This window comes from Pseudomonas sp. R45(2017) (assembly GCF_002112305.1).
Classification (GTDB): Bacteria; Pseudomonadota; Gammaproteobacteria; order Pseudomonadales; family Pseudomonadaceae; genus Aquipseudomonas; species Aquipseudomonas paraglycinae.
In genome coordinates this window covers 1-18,186 of the sequence record NZ_NEHH01000019.1, presented here as the reverse complement: position 1 = coordinate 18,186, position 18,186 = coordinate 1, and the positions used below count along the sequence as shown (strand labels likewise).

Here is an 18,186-nt window from a genome sequence, read left to right as displayed (position 1 = left end):
ATGCACGACAACGTCGAACACCTGAGAATCCAGCTGGCCTGCGCCCTGCGCTGGGCTGCGCGTTTGAACCTGCACGAATCCATCGCCAATCACTTCAGCGTGGCCACTTCGCAGGACGGTCGCGAGTTTCTGATCAACCCCTACGGCAAACACTTCTCGCGGATCCGTGCTAGTGATCTGCTGTTGCTCAATGCCGACGATCCGTCCAGTCTCGACTGCCCGGACTCCCCGGACAAAACCGCGTGGGCCTTGCACAGTGCCTTGCACCGCAACCAGCCCCAGGCCCGTTGCATCCTCCATACCCACAGCAGATACGCGACGACGCTAGCATGCCTGAAGGACTCGCGCCTGCCACCGATCGAGCAGAACAGCATGCGGTTTTTCGAGCGGGTGGCGATTGACGAAGGATTCGATGGCATGGGTCTTGGGGAAGAGGCGGAGCGGGTGAGCAGGCTGCTCGGTGACAAGCCGATCCTGCTGATGGGCAATCATGGATTGCTGGTCGCGGCGCCGAGCGTGGCTCAGGCGTTTGATGATCTGTATTACTTCGAACGGGCGTGCGAGGTGTATATCACCGCACTGGCGACCGGGCAGGAATTGCGCGTGGCCAGCGATGAAGTGGCGCGCAAGACGTGTCGGCAATGGCTGGATTATCCGGGGTTTGCGGATAAGCATTTCAATGCATTGATGGGCATCCTCGACGAAGAGGAACCGGTCTACCGCCAGCTGAATTAGCGATGGGTTCTCGGATGGCTGATCCAGAACCCGCGCGGATTCGTGCCACAGTGAAATTGAGTTTGGCTGGAAAGAACAAATTGTTATAGCGAATGGGTATTGAATGACTGTCAGTTCTGACAGTGTGCAAAAAGCTGATAAGGGACGACGATTGGCTTGAGGCGCGTGGTTTCAATTTAACCTGTGCGAGCATCAAACCAATCAATTCATGGAGCAACAGAAATGGCTGATATTCATTTTAAAGACTTGTTTAACGGTGTGATTAACTGCAGCTCAAAACCTCAAATTAACGGCATTTCGGTAGAAGTGGGGGCGTTGTCAAATGAGGCGAAAGTGGGTGACGAGTTCATCGGCAAATTTCAGGGATGCAGTGATTCCGAAGGTGAGGTACCCATCCAGGGCGCTTCGACATCATTGAGCCGAAATGTAACACGGGCTGACATCGAGAATGGCTCCGTTGATTGCTTTAAGGAATGGAACAAAATCAAACTCATTGGAAATGGCTCGGTTCGTTATAACTACCTGATCAATGGCGTAATGGGGAACACTGCATCGGTAGTGGTCCGGTTAATGAATTCAAGTGGTCAATCGTGCGACGAGGTCCGAACGCACAACTGAACGTCCGAGTTTCAACAATGCCTGCCTGTTGCAGGCATTTTTTTGCCAGCAAGGCTTGCGCAACGTCACGGGTGAATGGCCGCTCTTCGTTTCAAGGTGCCTTGCTCAACGGCTGGCGCATCACCGGCGCACTCCACGCCTGGCGCCGATCCTCACTCGGCGGGCAACCAAAGCGTGCGCGGTAAGTGCGGGAGAAATGCTCCAGCGAGCCAAACCCGGAACACGCCGCCACCTGGGCCACGCTCATCTGCGTCTGTTGCAACAGGTTGTGCGCCCGGGCCAGGCGCAGGGTGATGTAGTACTTGAGCGGCGAGAGCCCGGTCTGATGTTTGAACTGGCGCTCGAGTTGCCGTCGCGACAGGCCAACTTCGCTGGCAATCGCCTCGCAGTCCAGCGGTTCTTCCAGAGCCTTTTCCATCAGTTGCACGGCACGGCGGATCTTGTTGCCGTACATCCCGCTGTTGCCCAGACCGCCGTCGAGCTGATTGTCCGCCGGCGCGCGCATCTGGCCCATCAACAGGTGCAGGCCGATTTCCCGGGCCAGATCAGGATCGATGCGCTGGCCGATCCAGCCCAGCAGCATGTCGAGAATGGTGGTCGCGCCGGCGCAGGTCAGGCGCTGGCGTTCGAGGGTGTAGAGCTGCGGTCGGGCGCGGACCTTGGGGTAACTCTCCTGAAAACCCTGCAGGTTGTCCCAATGCACCGCCGCTTCGTAGCCGTCGAGCACACCGGCGGCGGCCAGCAGTTCGGTGCCGGTTTCCACGCCGATCAAGATCGCGCCGAACAGCGCCTGCTTGCGCAGCCAACTCTTGAGCGCCGGATTGCGGCTGTGTTGATGCACCTCGAAACTGGCCAGTACCACGCAGGCGTCGAAGGCCTGCTCGTTGTTCAAGCCGTCCTCGGCGATGCTCGCCAGACCGTTGCTGGCCGTCACCGGGCCCGGCTGCAACGACAGCAACGTCCACTCGAACAGCGTGCGCTGGCTCAACCAGTTGGCGATGGCCAGCGGTTCGAGCACTGCCGCCAGACCGAAATTGGAAAACGCCGGCAGCAACAGCACCGCCACTCGCAGCGGTGCTTCATTGCGCGGTACAGCTTCAGCGGATCGGGTCATCGCCATCTCTGCTTCATCGTTGTTCGGTCTGCCAGTGCGGGTTGATCCACACCGGTACATCGAGGGCTGGCAACGGCGTGAGCTTACGGATCAGGTCGCTGGCCTTTTCCGCGATCATCACCGTCGGTGCGTTAGTGTTGCCGCTGACGATCGCCGGCATGATCGACGCGTCCACCACCCGCAAGCCGTCGAGGCCATGCACTCGCAGTTGCGGATCGACCACCGCTTCAGGGTCGCCCGCCGGCCCCATCTTGCAGGTGCCGCTGGCATGGTAGCCGGTTTCCGTGACCTGCCGCGCCCAGGCATCGAGTTCGTTGTCGGTCTGCACCGAACGGCCCGGCACCAGCTCTTCGCCCTTGAACGGCGCCATCGCCGGTTGCTCGATGATTTCCCGCACCAGCCGAGCGCCGGCGCGCATGTCGGCACGGTCCTGCGCGGTCTTCAAATAGTTGAACAGAATCCTCGGCGGCCGCCGCGGTTCGGCGCTGTGCAGGGTCACGCTGCCCAGGCTGGTGGGGCGCATCAGGTCGATGTGGATCTGGAACGCGTGGGTCGGCACCAGCTCGACGCTGCCCGGTTGCACCGCCAGCGGCATGAAGGTCAGTTGCAGGTCCGGGTGTTCGACGCCGGCTCGGGAACGCAGGAACGCACCGGCCTCGAAGTGATTGCTCGCCGCCAGGCCGTCGTGACGGACGAACCAGCGCGCGCCGATCCACCATTTACCCGGCGCGGTGGTCCAGCGATACAGCGACACCGGTTGTTTGCAGCGAAATTGCACCACCGCGTCCGGGTGATCGTTGAGGCGTTTACCGACGCCGGGCAGGTCGTGCACGACGCCGATCCCGAGGTCACGCAGTTCCGCCGCCGGGCCGACGCCCGAGAGCAACAGCAACTGCGGCGAATTGATCGCCCCGGCCGTCAGCAACACTTCCCGGCGAGCGCGGACGGTGTTCGTTTCGCCGTTCTGTTCATAATCAATCCCGACCGCTTGCCGGCCCTCGAACAGAATGCGTAGCACCAACGCATCGGTGACCACGCGCACATTGCCCCGAGCCAGTGCTTCGCTCAGATAACCGCGCGAAGCGCTCCAGCGCCGACCGTTGCGTGTAGTGCGATCCACCGGGCCGAAGGCTTCCTGACGATAGCCGTTCAAGTCCTCGCTGACGCCATAACCGGCCTCGGCCCCGGCCGCGATGAACGCCGCGCACAATGGTATTTCTACATCGCCGGGAGTGACGTGCAAATGGCCGTCGCCGCCGCGATAGTCATCGCCACCGCCGGCGTGAGTCTGCGCTCGCTTGAAGTACGGCAGTACCTCGCGATAGCTCCAGCCAACGCAGCCTTGCTCGGCCCAGCCGTCGTAATCCCGGGCATGGCCACGGATGTAGACCATGCCGTTGATCGACGATGAACCGCCGAGGGTGCGGCCTCTCGGCGTGCCGATTCGGCGGCCGTCGAGGTACGGCTCGGGCTCCGACTGATAACTCCAGTTATAGCGCGACCCACCCACCACAAGGCCCATGGCGGACGGCATGTCGATCGTCCAGCTCTTGTCCTCGGGCCCGGCCTCCAGCAGCAGGATGCGCACGTTCGGGTCTTCGCTCAAGCGATTGGCCAACACGCAACCGGCCGAACCGGCGCCCACGATCAGGTAATCAAACCCGGTTTCGTCCATGGTTTGCTCCGTTCAGACAAATGACGAGGGAAGGGCGGATCAGTCCACGCAATGGCCGTGAATACCGTTGAACACCAGACGATGAAAGTGATGCACCAGATGCTCGCTTTCATTGCTGCGCTGGGCGTCGATCATGTAGCGGCCCTGGTCGTAACCGAGCGAGCGCAGGCCCTTTTGCACCGAGATGTTCAGGGCGATGTCTTCGGGGCCGAGGTCTCCGTTCATCCACTTCATGCACGCCGTGCTGACGGCGGCGGTTTCGGGGTTGCTGGAGTAGTAACCGAAGCGCAGCAGCGAGCGCTCGGCGTCGAGCGGAATCATGATGAACGAGCCGAGAAGCTCGGAGAACGGGAAGGTGTAGAAGGTGTTGTTCGGCCACAGGCCGATGTTGAAGAAACATTCCTGCGGGTTCAGTTCGCTTTTCAGCGGCACGCCATAGGCCTCGGTCGCCGACAGATTGGCCGGTGCGGCGTAGGTCCACCAGTTGTCGCGTTTGATCAACTGGTAACCCTTGAAATCGATCAGCCGGGCGAGGTCGATGTGGCACGGGCCGGACAGCTTGAAGTGATAGCCCTCGATGGAATTGTCCATGATCACTTTCCAGTTGGCCGGCACGATCACGTCTTGTTCCTCGATCAGATGCATGTCGGCCAGGTCTGGAAACACCCGGCGCATTTCTTCGTCGGCACCGGGGAACAGATCCCGCAGCGACGGCGCATTCGGATCGAGGTTGAAGTAGACGAAGCCGCCGAGTTCTTCCGTGCGCACCTGTGGAATGTTGAACTGCGCCAGCTCGAAATTCTTCATCCGCTCGCAACGCGGCGCACCGCGCAGGCTGCCGTCCATTTCATAGCACCACGAGTGATAGGCGCAGCGCACCACGCCGCCGGTAGTGCCACGGCGTTCTTCGAGCAGGCGATTGCCGCGATGCTGGCAGACGTTGTGAAAACCATGGATCTGCCCCTGCCGATTCTTCGCCACCACCACGCTCTGGTCGAACAGATCCGTGACGACGAACTGCCCCGGCTCGGCGAACTCACTGACATGCCCGGCGACATGCCAGGCCCTCATGAAAATGTTGTCGCGCTCGGCACGGAACAGGCTGTCGTCGTAGAAATAACGCGAGGGCAGGGTGAAGGCCTGCTCCGGATCCTGCTGATCCCAGGCGTCGACCGGACTGTGCTGCTTGCGGGTCTGGAAACTGTGCATGAGGCGATCTCCACGGCGTGTTGTTGTGGGATCTAATCTAGGGTGCGGCGCGAGGGTGGGGTTGATGGATTGCGACCAGTTGATGGGTGGAATGATCAATCTCAGGCTGTATCGGGGAGGTCTTGACAGCCCTGCGATAATGAAACTTCACCGCGATCATGATGCAGAGGAAGGTTTTCCATGGACAATCAAGCACTCAAGGCCTTGTTCGACCAGCAGTCCGCCGTCTATGACAAACAGTGGAGCGGCATGGCGCCCCTTCGTGATGCCCTGTATCTGCTGCTGGATTCAGTGTTCGCGGGCCTGCCGGAGAATGCCCGGATACTCTGCGTCGGCGTGGGCACCGGTGTGGAAATGGCCCATCTGGCGCAGCAGTTTCCCGGCTGGCAATTCACCGCAGTCGACCCTTCGGGCGCCATGCTCGACGTGTGCCGTCAGCGAGCGACAGAGGGCGGTTTTCTCTCCCGCTGCCATTTTCACGAAGGCTACCTCGATACGCTGACGGATGAATCCGGTTACGACGGCGCAACCTGTTTTCTGGTGTCGCAGTTTTTGCTCGACCCTCAGGTGCGTATCGACTTTTTCCGTGAGATTGCCCGTCGTCTGGTACCGGGTGGGATTCTGGCGAATGCTGATCTGGCCTCGGATACTCAATCCCCGGCCTATGAAGCATTGCTGCGTCACTGGATGACGCTGATGGCTTCGGCCCAGGTGCCGCCGCAAATGCTCGAACGAGCGCGCACGGCGTATGCCCGGGATGTGGCGATTCTGCCGGTGCCGCAGGTCGCCAGTCTGATCGAGTCGTCCGGGTTCGAGGCGCCGGTCCAGTTCTTTCAGGCGGGTCTGATGCACGGGTGGTTCTGCCCGCGCAAGGCAGGGATTGCCGCGGGTTAGAGCGCCGGATTGATAGAAGGAAACAGCTTCGTCGGCATTCCCGAGGAATCCATTGCTTCGGCTTAATAGGAAGCATTACTATTCACGCCCCTTTCTTCAGCACGCCGCAATGATCCCCATGCTGCCCCGCAGACCCGGCTTTCTCGAGCATTACGAAGAGTTGATCGGCACCTGGACCCGTCGCCTGCGCAATCGCTCGCAGGCCGAGGATCTGGCGCACGACACCTTTGTGCGGGTGCTCGAATCCGATTCGTCGACGGTGCAGCAACCCCGGGCGTATTTGCATCAGACCGCGCGCAACATCGCGGTGGACGGCTATCGGCGTGAGGACCGGCGGGGCGCCATGGAGTCGGAGGCGATCGATCTCAGTGAGTCGCCGACCGGCGATCCGGAGCATTACATGCATGCGATCCAGCTGGCCGATTCCATCGAACGCGCGCTCACGGAGCTTCCGGTCAACTGTCGACGTATCTTCGTCTGGCAGAAGATCGAAGGCCTGACCCAGGCGGAAATCGCCGAGCGCCTGGGCCTGTCCAAGAACATGGTGGAAAAGTATATGATCCGCACCCTGCGGCATCTGCGTGATCGCCTGGACGGGGCGCATTCATGAGCCGCGGCGTCTTTTCATCCCCAGCCAAACAGGACATTCCATGATGGATACTCGTGATTGCGCGTGCGGGCAAACAACGGTGCGCGATGACGCGGCACGCTGGTTTGTGCGTTTGCAGGAGCCGGCCGTCAGTGTCGACGAACAGCAGCGCTTCGACGCGTGGCTGAACGAACATCCCCAGCACCGTGACGAATTCCAGTTGCTCCAGGGCTTGTGGACGGCGGCGGATCTGCTGCCGGCGCCACGCCTCAAAGCTTTGTGCGAAACCCCGCCGGCACGGCGCGAACGCCGTCCATTGTTGCGTTATGCCGTGGCGGCCAGCGTGGTCGCGGTGGCGCTCGGGCTCGGTCTGTTCAGCGGTCTGAATCACCCGCAAGGTTACAGCGCCGAATTCGCCACCGCGCTGGGCGAGCGCAAGCATGTCGCGCTGCCGGACGGTTCGGTGATCGACCTCAACAGCCGCAGCCGTCTGCAGGTGCGTTTCGAGAAGGATCGGCGGCTCATCGAGCTGACTGAAGGCGAAGCGATGTTCAGCGTCGAGCACGATACTTCTCGCCCGTTCGTGGTCGAGGCCGGCAGCGGCAAGGTCACGGTGACTGGCACTCGTTTCGATGTGCGCCGCGATGTGACGCAGACCCGGGTCGCGGTGGAGCAGGGCACGGTCAGGGTGCAGGGTCGTGGTGCGGCCGATGCCGATTTCATCAGCCTCACTGCCGGCCTCGGCACGCGGATCGATGCACAGGGCAAAGTAACGCCGGCCTACGCGGTCAACCCGGCGGAGCTGACAGCCTGGCGCAGCGGCAAACTGGTGTTCAACAACGCCAGCCTCAGCGAAGTCGCCGAGGAAGTGTCGCGTTATCGCGACAAGCCGCTGAAGGTCTCTAACCCCGCCGTGGCCAATTTGCGCCTGACCAGCGTGTTCAAATCCGACAATACCGATGCCTTGCTCAGGGCCTTGCCGAGCATCCTTCCAGTGGCCGTGCGCACTCTTGCCGACGGCAGCCAGGAAATAATTTCAAAATAAAATTCAGGTTTTTTTCGAGTTCGTCGTCTTCCTGTTCAACTGCAACTGGTTTGCATTAACAGCCGCACACTCTTGCGATCCACAGGACTCCGTTCGACGTGAAAAACTCCACCGCCAAAAACAAAAAATTCCCTTGGTTACCGCTGGCGCTCGCGCTGGCGGTCAACGCCGCCGTGCCGATGGCCTTCGCCGCCGAAGCCATTCACATCCGCGCACAGCCGTTGGGCCAGGCCCTGAGCGAACTGGGCCAGCAAACGTCGTTGCAGGTGTTTTTCAGCCCGGACCTGGTTGCCGGCAAACAGGCCCCGGCGGTGGACGGCAATCTTTCTCCGGAGCAGGCCCTGCGCCAATTGCTGCAAGGCAGCGGTCTGGATTATCAGATCAATGAAGGCTCGGTGACCTTGTCCCCGGCCCCGACTTCCGCCGCCAACGGCCCGCTGGAGCTGGGCGTGACCGACATCAAAGTGGTCGGCGACTGGCTCGGTGACGCCGACGCCGCCGTGGTGCAGAACCACCCCGGCGCGCGCACGGTGATTCGCCGTGAAGCGATGGTCGAGCAGGGCGCGATGAACGTCGGCGACGTGCTGCGCCGCGTGCCGGGCGTGCAGGTGCAGGAAGCCAACGGCACCGGCGGCAGCGATATTTCGCTGAACGTCGGCGTACGGGGTTTGACGTCGCGCCTGTCGCCACGCTCGACCGTATTGATTGATGGCGTGCCGGCCGCGTTCGCCCCGTACGGTCAGCCACAACTGTCGATGGCGCCGATTTCTTCCGGCAACCTCGACAGCATCGACGTGGTCCGTGGTGCCGGCTCCGTGCGTTACGGACCGCAGAACGTCGGCGGCGTGATCAACTTCGTGACCCGCGCGATCCCGGAAAAAACCACCGGTGAAATCGGCACCACCCTGGAAACCTCGCAGCACGGTGGCTGGAAACACATCGACACCGCGTTCCTCGGCGGCACGGCCGACAACGGCATCGGCATGGCGCTGTTGTACTCGGGCGTCAACGGCAACGGTTACCGCGAGCGCAACAACGGCAACGACATCGACGACGTGATCCTCAAGACCCACTGGGCACCGACCGATCAGGACGATTTCAGCCTCAACTTCCACTACTACGACGCCAGCGCCGACATGCCCGGCGGCCTGACGCAAAAGCAGTACGACGACAAACCGTTCCAGTCCGACCGCGACTACGACGGCTTCAGCGGCCGCCGCAAGGACGTGTCGTTCAAGTGGATCCGGCAGATCGACGAGCGCACCCAGGCAGAAGTGCTGACCTACTATTCCGACAGCTTTCGCGGCAGCACCATCGCCGCCCGCGATCAGAAAACCCTCAGCTCGTTCCCGCGCTCCTACTACACGTTGGGTATCGAGCCGCGTGTTTCGCGTGTGTTTGACGTCGGCCCGACCACCCAGGAAGTCAGCGTCGGTTACCGTTATTTGAAAGAGGCGATGCACGAGCAGTCGAGCCGTCTGGCGCTGGTCAACAATGTGCCAGTGGTCACCAAGACCTCCGACGGTCACGTGTTCCAGGACCGTACCGGCGGCACCGAGGCCAACTCGGTGTACATCGACAACAAGATCGACGTCGGCAACTGGACCGTGACCCCGGGCATTCGCTTCGAACACATCAGCACCGACTGGCATGATCGCGCTGTGCTCGACACCGCCGGCAAACCCGTCCCCGAGAAAAACCGCAGCATCGAAAGCAACGAGCCGTTGCCGGCCCTGAGCGTGATGTATCACCTGTCCGATGCGTGGAAGCTGTTCGCCAACTACGAGACGTCGTTCGGCAGCCTGCAGTACTTCCAGCTCGGCCAGGGCGGCTCGGGTGACCAGACCGCCAATGGCCTGGAACCGGAGAAAGCCAAGACTTACGAAATCGGCACGCGCTACAACAATGACGTGTGGGGCGGTGAAGTGACGCTGTTCTACATCGACTTCGATGACGAACTGCAATACATCAGCAACGACGTGGGCTGGACCAACCTCGGCGCGACCAAGCACCAGGGGATCGAAGCGTCGGTGCACTACGACATGGCGGCGCTCGATCCACGCCTCGACGGCCTGACCGCCAACGCCGGATTCACTTACACCCGCGCGACCTACGAAGGCGAGATCCCCGGCTTCAAGGGCCGCGACCTGCCGTTCTACTCGCGTCAGGTGGCCACCGTCGGCCTGCGTTACGACATCAACCGCTGGACCTACAACATCGACGGTTTCGCCCAGTCCAAACAGCGCTCGCCGGGCACCGGCGTGAATGCTGACGGCAGCTTCAATGGCAACTACATCACCGAAGGCACGGCGGACGGGCAGTACGGCGACATTCCGGGCTACGTGACCTGGAACGTGCGCGGCGGCTATGACTTCGGTGCACAGCTGTCGAACCTGAAGCTCGGCGCCGGGGTGAAAAACATCTTCGACAAGCAGTACTTCACCCGTTCCAGCGACAACAACTCGGGAATCTACGTGGGCACGCCACGGACGTTCTTCGTGCAGGCCAGCGTCGGTTTCTGATCTGCACTGATCGTTCCCGCGTCTCGACGTGGGAACGATCCAGCTCAGACCTTCAGCGCTTTCCCGCCAATCGCCACCGCCACCAGCAACGTCGCCATCAGCCCGAAGGCGAAACTCAAACTGCTGGCATGGGCGACAAAGCCGATCACCGCCGGCCCTGCCAGAATCCCTGCATAACCCAGCGTGGTAATTGCCGGCACGGCGATGCTTTCCGGCATCACCGTCTGTTTGCCCACCGCCGTATACAGCACCGGCACGATATTCGAACAGCCGGCACCGACCAGCGCATAGCCCAGCAGCGCGGCTTGCCAGCTCGGGGCGAACGTCGCCAGAAACAGTCCCGCCGCTGCCAGTAGTCCGCCAAACAGAATGATCCGGGTTGCGCCCAGTGCGCGGACGATCCGGTCACCGGTCAAACGGCCGGCCGTCATGGTCAACGCGAACGCTGCGTAACCCAGCCCGGCATAGGCGGTGTCGATCCCGCGTTCCTGCGCCAGGAACACCGCGCTCCAGTCCAGCGCCGCGCCTTCGGTAAGGAACACGATGAAGCACATGCCGCCGATGAACAGCACGATTCCGTGGGGCACTGCGAACGCCGGGCCCGAGCTTTCACTGCCGTAAGGCAACATGTGCGGCACCGCCTTGAACAGCGCCGCGATCAGCACCACGACCACCACCAGCATCGCCGCCAGTGGCGACAACCCGAGACCGAGCAGGGCGCTCACGCCCGCTGCGCCGACGATCCCGCCGAGGCTGAACAGGCCGTGAAACCCCGACATCATGTTCTTGCCGCTGGCCCGCTCGACGATCACCGCTTGCAGGTTCACCGTCGAATCCACCGTGCCCAGCCCGGCGCCGAACATGAACAACGTGGCGATCAACGCCGGAATCGACGACACCGTCGCCAGCAACGGCAACGCCGCGCAGATCAGCAGCGTGCCGCCGGTAGCCACTTTTCTGCAGCCAAATCGCGTGGCCAGAATCCCCGCCAGCGGCATCGCCAGAATCGAACCGACGCCCAGGCACAGCAACAGCAACCCCAACGTGCCTTCATCGAGACCGGCCCGCGCCTTGGCGTAGGGCACCAGCGGTGCCCACGCGGCGATGCCGAGCCCGGCAATGAAGAAAGCGATGCGCGTGGACATCTGTTGCAGACGTCCGGGTGCGAGGGGGGGCGGGGTGTTGATGGCAGTCATGAAACGTCCTTGGTCTTGCGGTCAATGGCGTGATGCAGGGCAACATCGTTGCACATCAGTCCATGGGCCGCGACCTTGAGTTCCCGATTCGGCTGATCGGTGACAGCGTTTCACTGCTCACGGATGCTTTGCGTCAACTTCAAAAAGCGCGGAACGACCGCCTCGGGCGGTGGCACCAGATCTTTCAGGCCGTCGGTGCCTTTCTGGAAAGTGAACATCTGCGCTGCGATCAGCGGGCTCGCGAGACCGCCGACATGGGCGATGGCGGACCAGGCGCGATCCTGTTCGGTGGTTTCCGGACGAGGGTCAAGACGCCAGCCTTCTAGGGTGGTCATGCGATCGCCGATGTAGAACTTCTCCATGATCTTCGACTTTTTCCAGATTTCGGCGTCGTAGCCGGGGCGGTAGTCGGTATCGTAGGTGCCGTCGGTGGGTTTGGCGTGGTTGCCGAGTGAGGCGTTGATCAGGCTCATGATGACGTTGGGCGTGCTGGTAAAGCGCAGGCTGTTCTTGACGTTGAAACCGGTTTTGCCGTCGTCATGGATAAATCCGTAGGGCATACAGACGCCGGGGCCTTCGGGGACTTGATAGAGGTCGCGGGCTTCGAAACGCGCGGCAAGGTCCTTGATCCGTTGTGCGGAGTTTTCGGCGGGTTTGTTCATGTTGAAGTAGAACACCCGGTTGTTGCGCCAGAGCAGGAATTCGTAGGGGATATTTTCGCCGCCCATGACGTAGGAGTCGGGGATACCTAGATCGTGTTCGTATTTTTTTACTTTGGGTATTTGCTCTTCCAGTTTTTTGATTTGTTCCTCCTGCTTTTTCACTTGGTCACGGGAATAGTTCATCTCCTTGATCGATACCAAAAGGTCCTTGTTGGTTTCAAGCTTGTCCTCGAGGCGCTTTTTGTAGAGTTCGGTTTCGTGAACGATGGCGTTGCGTTGTCTTTCAAAATTTTCACGTGTCGTGGCATCGCTGACTCTGATGGTGAGTTCGTCAAAGTCATAACTAACGTAGTCGCCCACCGCATGCACATTCTTGGAAAATACGTGTCCTCCTGCACCTTTCATGTTGCTACGTTCGATAGCAAACGTTGCCCACTCGAATGCTTCCGGTGACTCGAATCTGGTACGTCCCAGACATTCGTGCAAGGCAGGTTCCGCAAGTGCTGACTGACTGCCCAGCAGCAGAACTGCGAAGGAAAAGAAGATTCGGTTCATGAACTGTGCTTACTTCGATGTGGCTTCATGTTCACGACCCGACTCTCACTGCTCACGGATACTTTGCGTCAACTTCAAAAAGCGCGGTACGACCGCCTCGGGCGGTGGCACCAGATCTTTCAGGCCGTCGGTGCCTTTCTGGAAAGTGAACATCTGCGCTGCGATCAGCGGGCTCGCCAGACCGCCAACATGGGCGATGGCGAACCAGGCGCGATCCTGTTCGGTGGTTTCCGGACGAGGGTCAAGACGCCAGCCTTCGAGGGTGGTCATGCGATCGCCGATGTAGAACTTCTCCATGATCTTCGACTTTTTCCAGATTTCGGCGTCGTAGCCGGGGCGGTAGTCGGTGTCGTAGGTGCCACGGGTTGGTTTGGTCGGATCGTTTTGCGAGGCATTGATCAAACTCATGATCACGTTCGGAGTGCTGGTAAAGCGCAGGCTGTTCTTGACACTGAAACCGGTTTTGCCGTCGTCATGGATAAAGCCGTAAGGCATACAGACGCCGGGGCCTTCGGGTACTTCATAGAGGTCGCGGGCTTCGAAGCGGGCGGCAAGGTCCTTGATCCGTTGTGCGGAGTTTTCGGCGGGTTTGTTCATGTTGAAGTAGAACACCCGGTTGTTGCGCCAGAGCAGGAATTCGTAGGGCGTTTCCTTGCTGCCCAGAACGTGGGAATCGGGGATGCCCAGGTCGTGTTCATAGGTTTTGGTCTGTCGTATCTGGTCTTCCAGTTTGGTGATTTCGTTTTCGTGGTTTTTGACGATGTCGGCGCTGTATTTCATTCGCTTGATCGTTTCCAGCAGACGCTCATTGGTTTTGAGATCTTCCTCTAAGTTTTTTTTATAGAGTTCGGTTTCATGGATGATGGCATTACGTTCCCTGTCGAAATTTTCACGGGTCGTAATATCGCTGACTCTGATGGTCAGATCGTCGTAGTTGTAACTAACGAAGTCGCTCACTGCGTGAACATTTTTCGAAAAAACATGGCCGCCGGCACTTTTCATGTTGCTGCGTTCGATCGCGAAGGTTGCCCACTCAAACTTTTCTGGCGACTGGAATCGCATGCGTCCCAAGCACTCTTGCAGCTTGGATTCAGCCCAAGCTGACTGAGCGCCAAGCAGCAGGCTGGTGAAGGCAATGATGACTCGTATCATGAATTGTGCTCATTTGAATGGGGCGTCTTGCTCGCGCTTGCGATGCGAACATCGTTCTTCTTATCGTCATGGTGAGCAATGATCGTCAGGTTCAATCCCGAATCGTTATTCTCACCTTTTGTCCAGTTGATAGGTAACGCCGTGATGAATCCTTGAATCCCGATAGGGGCGGGATACGTTTTTACTCCAGCCAAGGTCTTGCTTTCCCAAAAACCTTGTTCATGGGGCAATGGGTCCGATATCTGGCCGCCTTGATCGAGATACAAAGTTGAGCGATATGTCCAGGTTGGCCAGATTGGGGCTGGAAATCCGCTCTGGTACATTTGGATCGTGGATGATTCGATTACTTGTAATCGACTGAAATTTCGCGGGATAAAGCTGAAGGCAAGTTCATAAGCTTTGGTGTTGTCAGCAGCCTGATTCTGGATCGCTCTCCAGGTCTTTTCAGCAGCAGGCTGATCGAGAACTTCGTCCGAAACAGAAAAGTGAGCCACAGGGCCATTTTGCTTCGCCTGACTCATTCCGAAGTGCTTCTTCCACAAATCCTTGCGCAATTTATTGATTGTCTTCCCTACCTTCTGGTTGTGTTTGCCGTCCAGCTTGGCGTCAGTCGATTCGCTATCGCGCACAATGACTGCCAGCTCAGAGTCACGTGTCCCGCATTGACTGCGGTCATTGATGTTGGCGCTGCCGAGAATCGCTACACGATCATCCGCGATCAACAACTTGCTGTGCACGTAGATCTGTTCAGTGACCACGCGATCGCCAAGCGTATCCCAAGTGCGCAGGTTGAGCAGGGTCAAATATTTTGACCAGTCCTGTTGGGCGTAGACGGGCTTTTTGTTGGTATCCACCCGCTCAATAATCTTCCCGGCCTCTTCCTTGCTCGCCCCGCGATCCATCATGTCCTTTATCGCCATGTGCCGTTGAATGCGTTTGACCAGACTCTGTTCGCCAAACACCAGACTTTGCATGGTCAGGTGAACCTGGTGCATGAGGTTCAGCACGTTCAGCGCACCTTCCGGATGCACCGGCAAAATCAGGTACACGTGAAAAGGACGGTTTTCGGCAATCGCCCGACCGATGCGGTCGGCCAGCGCCTTGCCAATGGTGTTGGTGAGCTTCTGTTCTTTCCCCAGTTTCTGCGTCAGCCAGCCCTGTGCGTTGGTCTGCCAGATCGTCAGAAAACTTTTGAGAAAGGTGCGGGCCTCTTCGCCGGGCTCCTTGCTGATGGCGTTGACTTCTTTCCAGTCGATCTGGGTGAAGTCCTGGTCTTCCATCGCTTCACGCAGTTTGATCCGGGCGACGAAATTCTCGTTCAAGGTGGACGGGTCGCGCAGGCTGGCCATCGGGCCGGACAGCGGCCGGCCTTCCGCCAGCTCGCCCTCGTCACCGAAGTCGGTCTGGAAGAACTGGTTCTCGATGTAGATGAAGTGCTGGGCACTGGAAATGGTCTGCAGCATGGCGCGCAGGCAGTTGTCCTGGACCCCGCCCACGTTGAAACCCTCGGGCAGCGGCAGGTTGACCCTGGCCATGTCTCGACCCTTGGCTTCCTGAGTGGTCATCGCGGCTGAAGCGCTGCGCAGCACTTGCACGCTGACTCCGCCTTGCGCTGTCTGCGGTGGCGTCGGCAGGGTCGGGGCCTGATCGATCCAGACCGGTTTGGGCATGGGCAGCTTCAGGTTGATCTGATTGTTGAGATCCAGGTGATGGGGCAGGCCGGCGTCCCTGACCAGCGTGTTGACCCACTCCATCAGGGCGACGATGACGGTGGTTTTTTCCAGGCTCTTGATCTCGGCGATGTAAGCCTGTTGGCCGTTCCAGCGGTCGATGAAGTTGCGCGACAGGTCGTACACCGACGGCCCTTCGATGCGGCTATGAACGTCCTGCCACGGCATGCGCGGCTGATCCTTGTCCAGCCGGCTGTAATCTGCCGAAGCCAGCGGCTGCGGTTGGTGTTTGAGATATTCAAAGGGCTCCCGGTGATTGGCCACGCGGTCTTGCAGCAACGCGTAAAAGTGCCCGAGCAATGAAGTGGTCAATTGGCCGATGTTGTTCAGCCAACCCATTTTCTCTGCGGGCATCGCGTCGTAACCCTTGTCGCAGAACATCGCGACAAGACGGCCGAGATCGGTCGAGTTCGTCCAGTTGTTGATCAGCTCGTAACTCTTCAGACGCACGGAAGCCTGCAAATTGCCGGCGCTGGTTTCGACTTCGCGAATCCACACTTGAGCCTGGCCTTTGAGCGGTTCGGCCAGCGGCAGGCGCGTCCAGTTGTGTTTGATCAGCGCGGTGATATTGCGGATGGCCGCGTCGGTCAGATATTCCCTGGGCCTGGCCAAAGGATCGATGGAGGACACGGACTCCTTCAGACTTTTGCCAGCCTTCATTGCCCGGTCCAGAACGGGCAGTGGGGGACTTGCGAAGAAGTTCTGAATCGCCGCGATGGCGTTGATCACGCTGGCGCGACGGGGCAACGCCAGTTTGATGTTGGTGTTTTCTGTGCCGATGGTCGTTTCGGCCAGCGGTTTGGACAGGTCGAACAGCGTGCCCAGCAGCAGGCCGGCTCGACTGACGTGCTTGTTCATGTCCATCCAGCCCAGGTGCGGAATCCCCGGGTTATACGCATCGTTACCCTGACGGTCGACGGCGCTGAGGCTGAAGTTGTTGTCATCTCGACGACCGTAGGCCAGGTCGATACCGCCGACATAGCCGATCTTGTTGTCGATCACCACGCACTTTTGGTGATGGGAAAATGTCGAGCCCAGACCCTTCATGTCGCTTTGCTGGATGGCCGGGGTGCAGAAGGCGCGCGGCACTTTCAGCCCGGCGTTGAGCTGGAAAACCGCGAGCATGGTTTCGAAGTCATGAGTGCCGACGCTTGCCGCCGGGCTCAGCCACGGCATGACAAAGACTTTCAGTGTCGGGTGCGCCTGGAGGGCGTTGTACAAGCACTCCCACAAGGTCTGCTTGCCGTCCAGGGTCACATCGTAGTTGACCTGCCAGCCAGTGATGAAAATCGAGGTTTCGGCCTTGGCGATTTTCTTGGCCAGATCCTTGTAGTAATCCTCGCCAGTGGTGAAAAAACGTACCTGGTTGCCACTGCGCTTCGGCGCGAAGGCGGACTTGTCCTGTATGAAAAAGTCCGGCGCGTTGACGGCGGGCAGCGCTTTGCCGGCGGCCGTGTTGATCTGGCTGACTTCCTTGTGGCGAACGCCGTTGTAGGGGGTAGCGGAATCCGTCATGGTCATTCGTCCGTGCTGTGCAGGCGGCTGTACAAGTCGCCGTCGGTGAGCAAGTCCTGCTTGCTGCGTTCGTTGCTGGCGGTGTTGATGGTGCGGTGGTGGGTGCTGTCATGAAAGTCGAGGGCAGCGAGAGCGAAGCGCTCCTTGTCCGCATCCGCCGGTTCGTCATGCAGGGCCACGGGCACGCGTTGCCCCGGATAGCACAGCCACAACGGGCCGGCTTCGGCATAAGCTTTGGAGAGTTTCAGGCGTTGCGGTTCGTCGATATTGACGCGTCCGTTCTCGTCGGTCTGACCTTCGAGCAACGGTTGATCCACGCCGTCCTGGACGATCTGCCAGAGGGTGTGGGCCAGCGGGAAACCTTCATCGCCGGGCACATCGGTCAGGGTAATGTCGAAGAAGTATTCCCGTGGCTCGGGCTTGGTCGGCAATACGCCCGGTTGCGCGGGCGCCATGAGATTGCCGGCCTTGGCCGACGGCGCAGGGATCGGCAGCAGCGGCATCAGGATCGCAATCCCGGAACCTGTTCCCGCCGAGCCACCGGCGTTGATCTTCACCACCGGCCCGACCACCGTGATGCCGCCGCCATCGAGTTTGATGAAGCTGCCACCCGCCTGGAGGGTCAGTTCGCTGCCGGCCTCGATGACCATTTTGTCCCCGGCCTTGAGGTGGATTTCCTTGCCTGCACTGGTCAACTGAGCGGTGCCGAGTTTGATGTGCTGGTCCTGGTTAACGGTCAGGTGATCGCTGGCTTTCACTTCCACTTTGCGATCGGAAATCGTGGTGCGGTGTTCTTCAGCCTTCAGCTCGGTGTAGGTGTTCTTCACCACAGTGTCGTGACGTTCATTCCCAACGCGGATCTTCTGGTCGTGTTCGACGTTTTCATCCCAGTCGCGCTGGGCGTGGATGAAGATTTGTTCGGCGCCTTTTTTGTCTTCGATGCGCAGTTCGTTGTAGCCACCGCCGCCCGGGGAG

The 18,186-nt window shown here is 59.8% G+C and carries 14 protein-coding genes and 1 pseudogene; 7 read left to right on the top strand and 8 right to left on the bottom strand.

From position 1 onward, the window contains the following. Nucleotides 1-735 (top strand): class II aldolase and adducin N-terminal domain-containing protein, encoded by a 735-nt coding sequence (locus CAF74_RS28380; RefSeq protein WP_085748558.1) that lies wholly within the window; start codon nucleotides 1-3, stop codon nucleotides 733-735. 222 nt (nucleotides 736-957) lie between these two features. Beyond that, complete coding sequence (locus tag CAF74_RS28375) at nucleotides 958-1,353, top strand: hypothetical protein (RefSeq protein WP_085748557.1); 396 nt, start codon at nucleotides 958-960, stop codon at nucleotides 1,351-1,353. Between the two features lie 91 nt (nucleotides 1,354-1,444). On the opposite strand, the gene CAF74_RS28370 is transcribed toward CAF74_RS28375, so the two are convergent. The 3 genes from CAF74_RS28370 to CAF74_RS28360 are packed head-to-tail and all read right to left on the bottom strand — an operon-like array spanning nucleotide 1,445 to nucleotide 5,351. Next, a complete protein-coding gene (locus tag CAF74_RS28370) occupies nucleotides 1,445-2,467 on the bottom strand; it encodes a GlxA family transcriptional regulator (protein ID WP_085748581.1) in 1,023 nt (340 codons plus the stop codon). Nucleotides 2,468-2,480: 13 nt separating this feature from the next. Further along, on the bottom strand, nucleotides 2,481-4,142 hold the full coding sequence (locus CAF74_RS28365) for a choline dehydrogenase (RefSeq protein WP_085748556.1): 1,662 nt from the start codon (nucleotides 4,140-4,142) through the stop codon (nucleotides 2,481-2,483). A gap of 39 nt (nucleotides 4,143-4,181) precedes the next feature. Then, entirely contained in the window at nucleotides 4,182-5,351 is a 1,170-nt protein-coding gene (locus CAF74_RS28360) for an aromatic ring-hydroxylating dioxygenase subunit alpha (protein ID WP_085748555.1), read from the bottom strand. Between the two features lie 180 nt (nucleotides 5,352-5,531). On the opposite strand from CAF74_RS28360, the gene CAF74_RS28355 reads away from it, so the two are divergent. The 4 genes from CAF74_RS28355 (at nucleotide 5,532) to CAF74_RS28340 (ending at nucleotide 10,401) form a co-directional block, all read left to right on the top strand. Next, complete coding sequence (locus tag CAF74_RS28355; RefSeq protein ID WP_085748554.1) at nucleotides 5,532-6,245, top strand: class I SAM-dependent methyltransferase; 714 nt, start codon at nucleotides 5,532-5,534, stop codon at nucleotides 6,243-6,245. 109 nt (nucleotides 6,246-6,354) lie between these two features. After that, nucleotides 6,355-6,855 (top strand): sigma-70 family RNA polymerase sigma factor, encoded by a 501-nt coding sequence (locus tag CAF74_RS28350; protein ID WP_085748553.1) that lies wholly within the window; start codon nucleotides 6,355-6,357, stop codon nucleotides 6,853-6,855. A 40-nt stretch (nucleotides 6,856-6,895) separates the two neighbouring features. Beyond that, nucleotides 6,896-7,879, top strand: a complete 984-nt coding sequence (locus tag CAF74_RS28345) for a FecR family protein (RefSeq protein WP_085748552.1) — start codon at nucleotides 6,896-6,898, stop codon at nucleotides 7,877-7,879. Nucleotides 7,880-7,977: 98 nt separating this feature from the next. Next, the gene (locus tag CAF74_RS28340; RefSeq protein ID WP_085748551.1) at nucleotides 7,978-10,401 is read left to right on the top strand and encodes a TonB-dependent receptor; all 2,424 of its coding nucleotides are present in this window, start codon (nucleotides 7,978-7,980) and stop codon (nucleotides 10,399-10,401) included. Between the two features lie 44 nt (nucleotides 10,402-10,445). Here CAF74_RS28340 and CAF74_RS28335 read toward each other — a convergent pair whose 3' ends face one another. The 3 genes from CAF74_RS28335 to CAF74_RS29320 all read right to left on the bottom strand — a co-directional run bounded on the left by CAF74_RS28335 (nucleotide 10,446) and on the right by CAF74_RS29320 (nucleotide 13,594). Further along, complete coding sequence (locus CAF74_RS28335; protein ID WP_085613177.1) at nucleotides 10,446-11,597, bottom strand: MFS transporter; 1,152 nt, start codon at nucleotides 11,595-11,597, stop codon at nucleotides 10,446-10,448. A 110-nt stretch (nucleotides 11,598-11,707) separates the two neighbouring features. Further along, the gene (locus CAF74_RS29485; protein ID WP_085748550.1) at nucleotides 11,708-12,814 is read right to left on the bottom strand and encodes a hypothetical protein; all 1,107 of its coding nucleotides are present in this window, start codon (nucleotides 12,812-12,814) and stop codon (nucleotides 11,708-11,710) included. Between the two features lie 45 nt (nucleotides 12,815-12,859). Then, nucleotides 12,860-13,594, bottom strand: coding sequence for a T6SS immunity protein Tli4 family protein (locus CAF74_RS29320; RefSeq protein ID WP_256578415.1), 735 nt, complete (start codon nucleotides 13,592-13,594; stop codon nucleotides 12,860-12,862). Nucleotides 13,595-13,669: 75 nt separating this feature from the next. On the opposite strand from CAF74_RS29320, the gene CAF74_RS29315 reads away from it, so the two are divergent. Then, nucleotides 13,670-13,918: a hypothetical protein gene (locus CAF74_RS29315; RefSeq protein WP_166673450.1), complete on the top strand. Its 249-nt coding sequence runs from the start codon at nucleotides 13,670-13,672 to the stop codon at nucleotides 13,916-13,918. Between the two features lie 44 nt (nucleotides 13,919-13,962). Here CAF74_RS29315 and CAF74_RS28320 read toward each other — a convergent pair whose 3' ends face one another. Together CAF74_RS28320 and CAF74_RS29480 are read right to left on the bottom strand one after the other, a co-directional pair. Next, complete coding sequence (locus tag CAF74_RS28320) at nucleotides 13,963-17,211, bottom strand: phospholipase D-like domain-containing protein (protein WP_305881817.1); 3,249 nt, start codon at nucleotides 17,209-17,211, stop codon at nucleotides 13,963-13,965. Nucleotides 17,212-17,213: 2 nt separating this feature from the next. Then, nucleotides 17,214-18,186, bottom strand: a pseudogene (locus CAF74_RS29480) (type VI secretion system tip protein VgrG); the annotation flags it as partial.

What these genes read in the sequence shown, in the direction of transcription:
- CAF74_RS28380 (WP_085748558.1), top strand. Translation starts at nt 1, where the DNA reads ATGCACGACAACGTCGAACACCTGAGAATCCAGCTGGCCTGCGCCCTG.
- CAF74_RS28375 (WP_085748557.1), top strand. Translation starts at nt 958, where the DNA reads ATGGCTGATATTCATTTTAAAGACTTGTTTAACGGTGTGATTAACTGC.
- CAF74_RS28370 (WP_085748581.1), bottom strand. Translation starts at nt 2,467, where the DNA reads ATGACCCGATCCGCTGAAGCTGTACCGCGCAATGAAGCACCGCTGCGA.
- CAF74_RS28365 (WP_085748556.1), bottom strand. Translation starts at nt 4,142, where the DNA reads ATGGACGAAACCGGGTTTGATTACCTGATCGTGGGCGCCGGTTCGGCC.
- CAF74_RS28360 (WP_085748555.1), bottom strand. Translation starts at nt 5,351, where the DNA reads ATGCACAGTTTCCAGACCCGCAAGCAGCACAGTCCGGTCGACGCCTGG.
- CAF74_RS28355 (WP_085748554.1), top strand. Translation starts at nt 5,532, where the DNA reads ATGGACAATCAAGCACTCAAGGCCTTGTTCGACCAGCAGTCCGCCGTC.
- CAF74_RS28350 (WP_085748553.1), top strand. Translation starts at nt 6,355, where the DNA reads ATGATCCCCATGCTGCCCCGCAGACCCGGCTTTCTCGAGCATTACGAA.
- CAF74_RS28345 (WP_085748552.1), top strand. Translation starts at nt 6,896, where the DNA reads ATGATGGATACTCGTGATTGCGCGTGCGGGCAAACAACGGTGCGCGAT.
- CAF74_RS28335 (WP_085613177.1), bottom strand. Translation starts at nt 11,597, where the DNA reads ATGACTGCCATCAACACCCCGCCCCCCCTCGCACCCGGACGTCTGCAA.
- CAF74_RS29485 (WP_085748550.1), bottom strand. Translation starts at nt 12,814, where the DNA reads ATGAACCGAATCTTCTTTTCCTTCGCAGTTCTGCTGCTGGGCAGTCAG.
- CAF74_RS29320 (WP_256578415.1), bottom strand. Translation starts at nt 13,594, where the DNA reads ATGAAATACAGCGCCGACATCGTCAAAAACCACGAAAACGAAATCACC.
- CAF74_RS29315 (WP_166673450.1), top strand. Translation starts at nt 13,670, where the DNA reads ATGGATGATGGCATTACGTTCCCTGTCGAAATTTTCACGGGTCGTAAT.
- CAF74_RS28320 (WP_305881817.1), bottom strand. Translation starts at nt 17,211, where the DNA reads ATGACGGATTCCGCTACCCCCTACAACGGCGTTCGCCACAAGGAAGTC.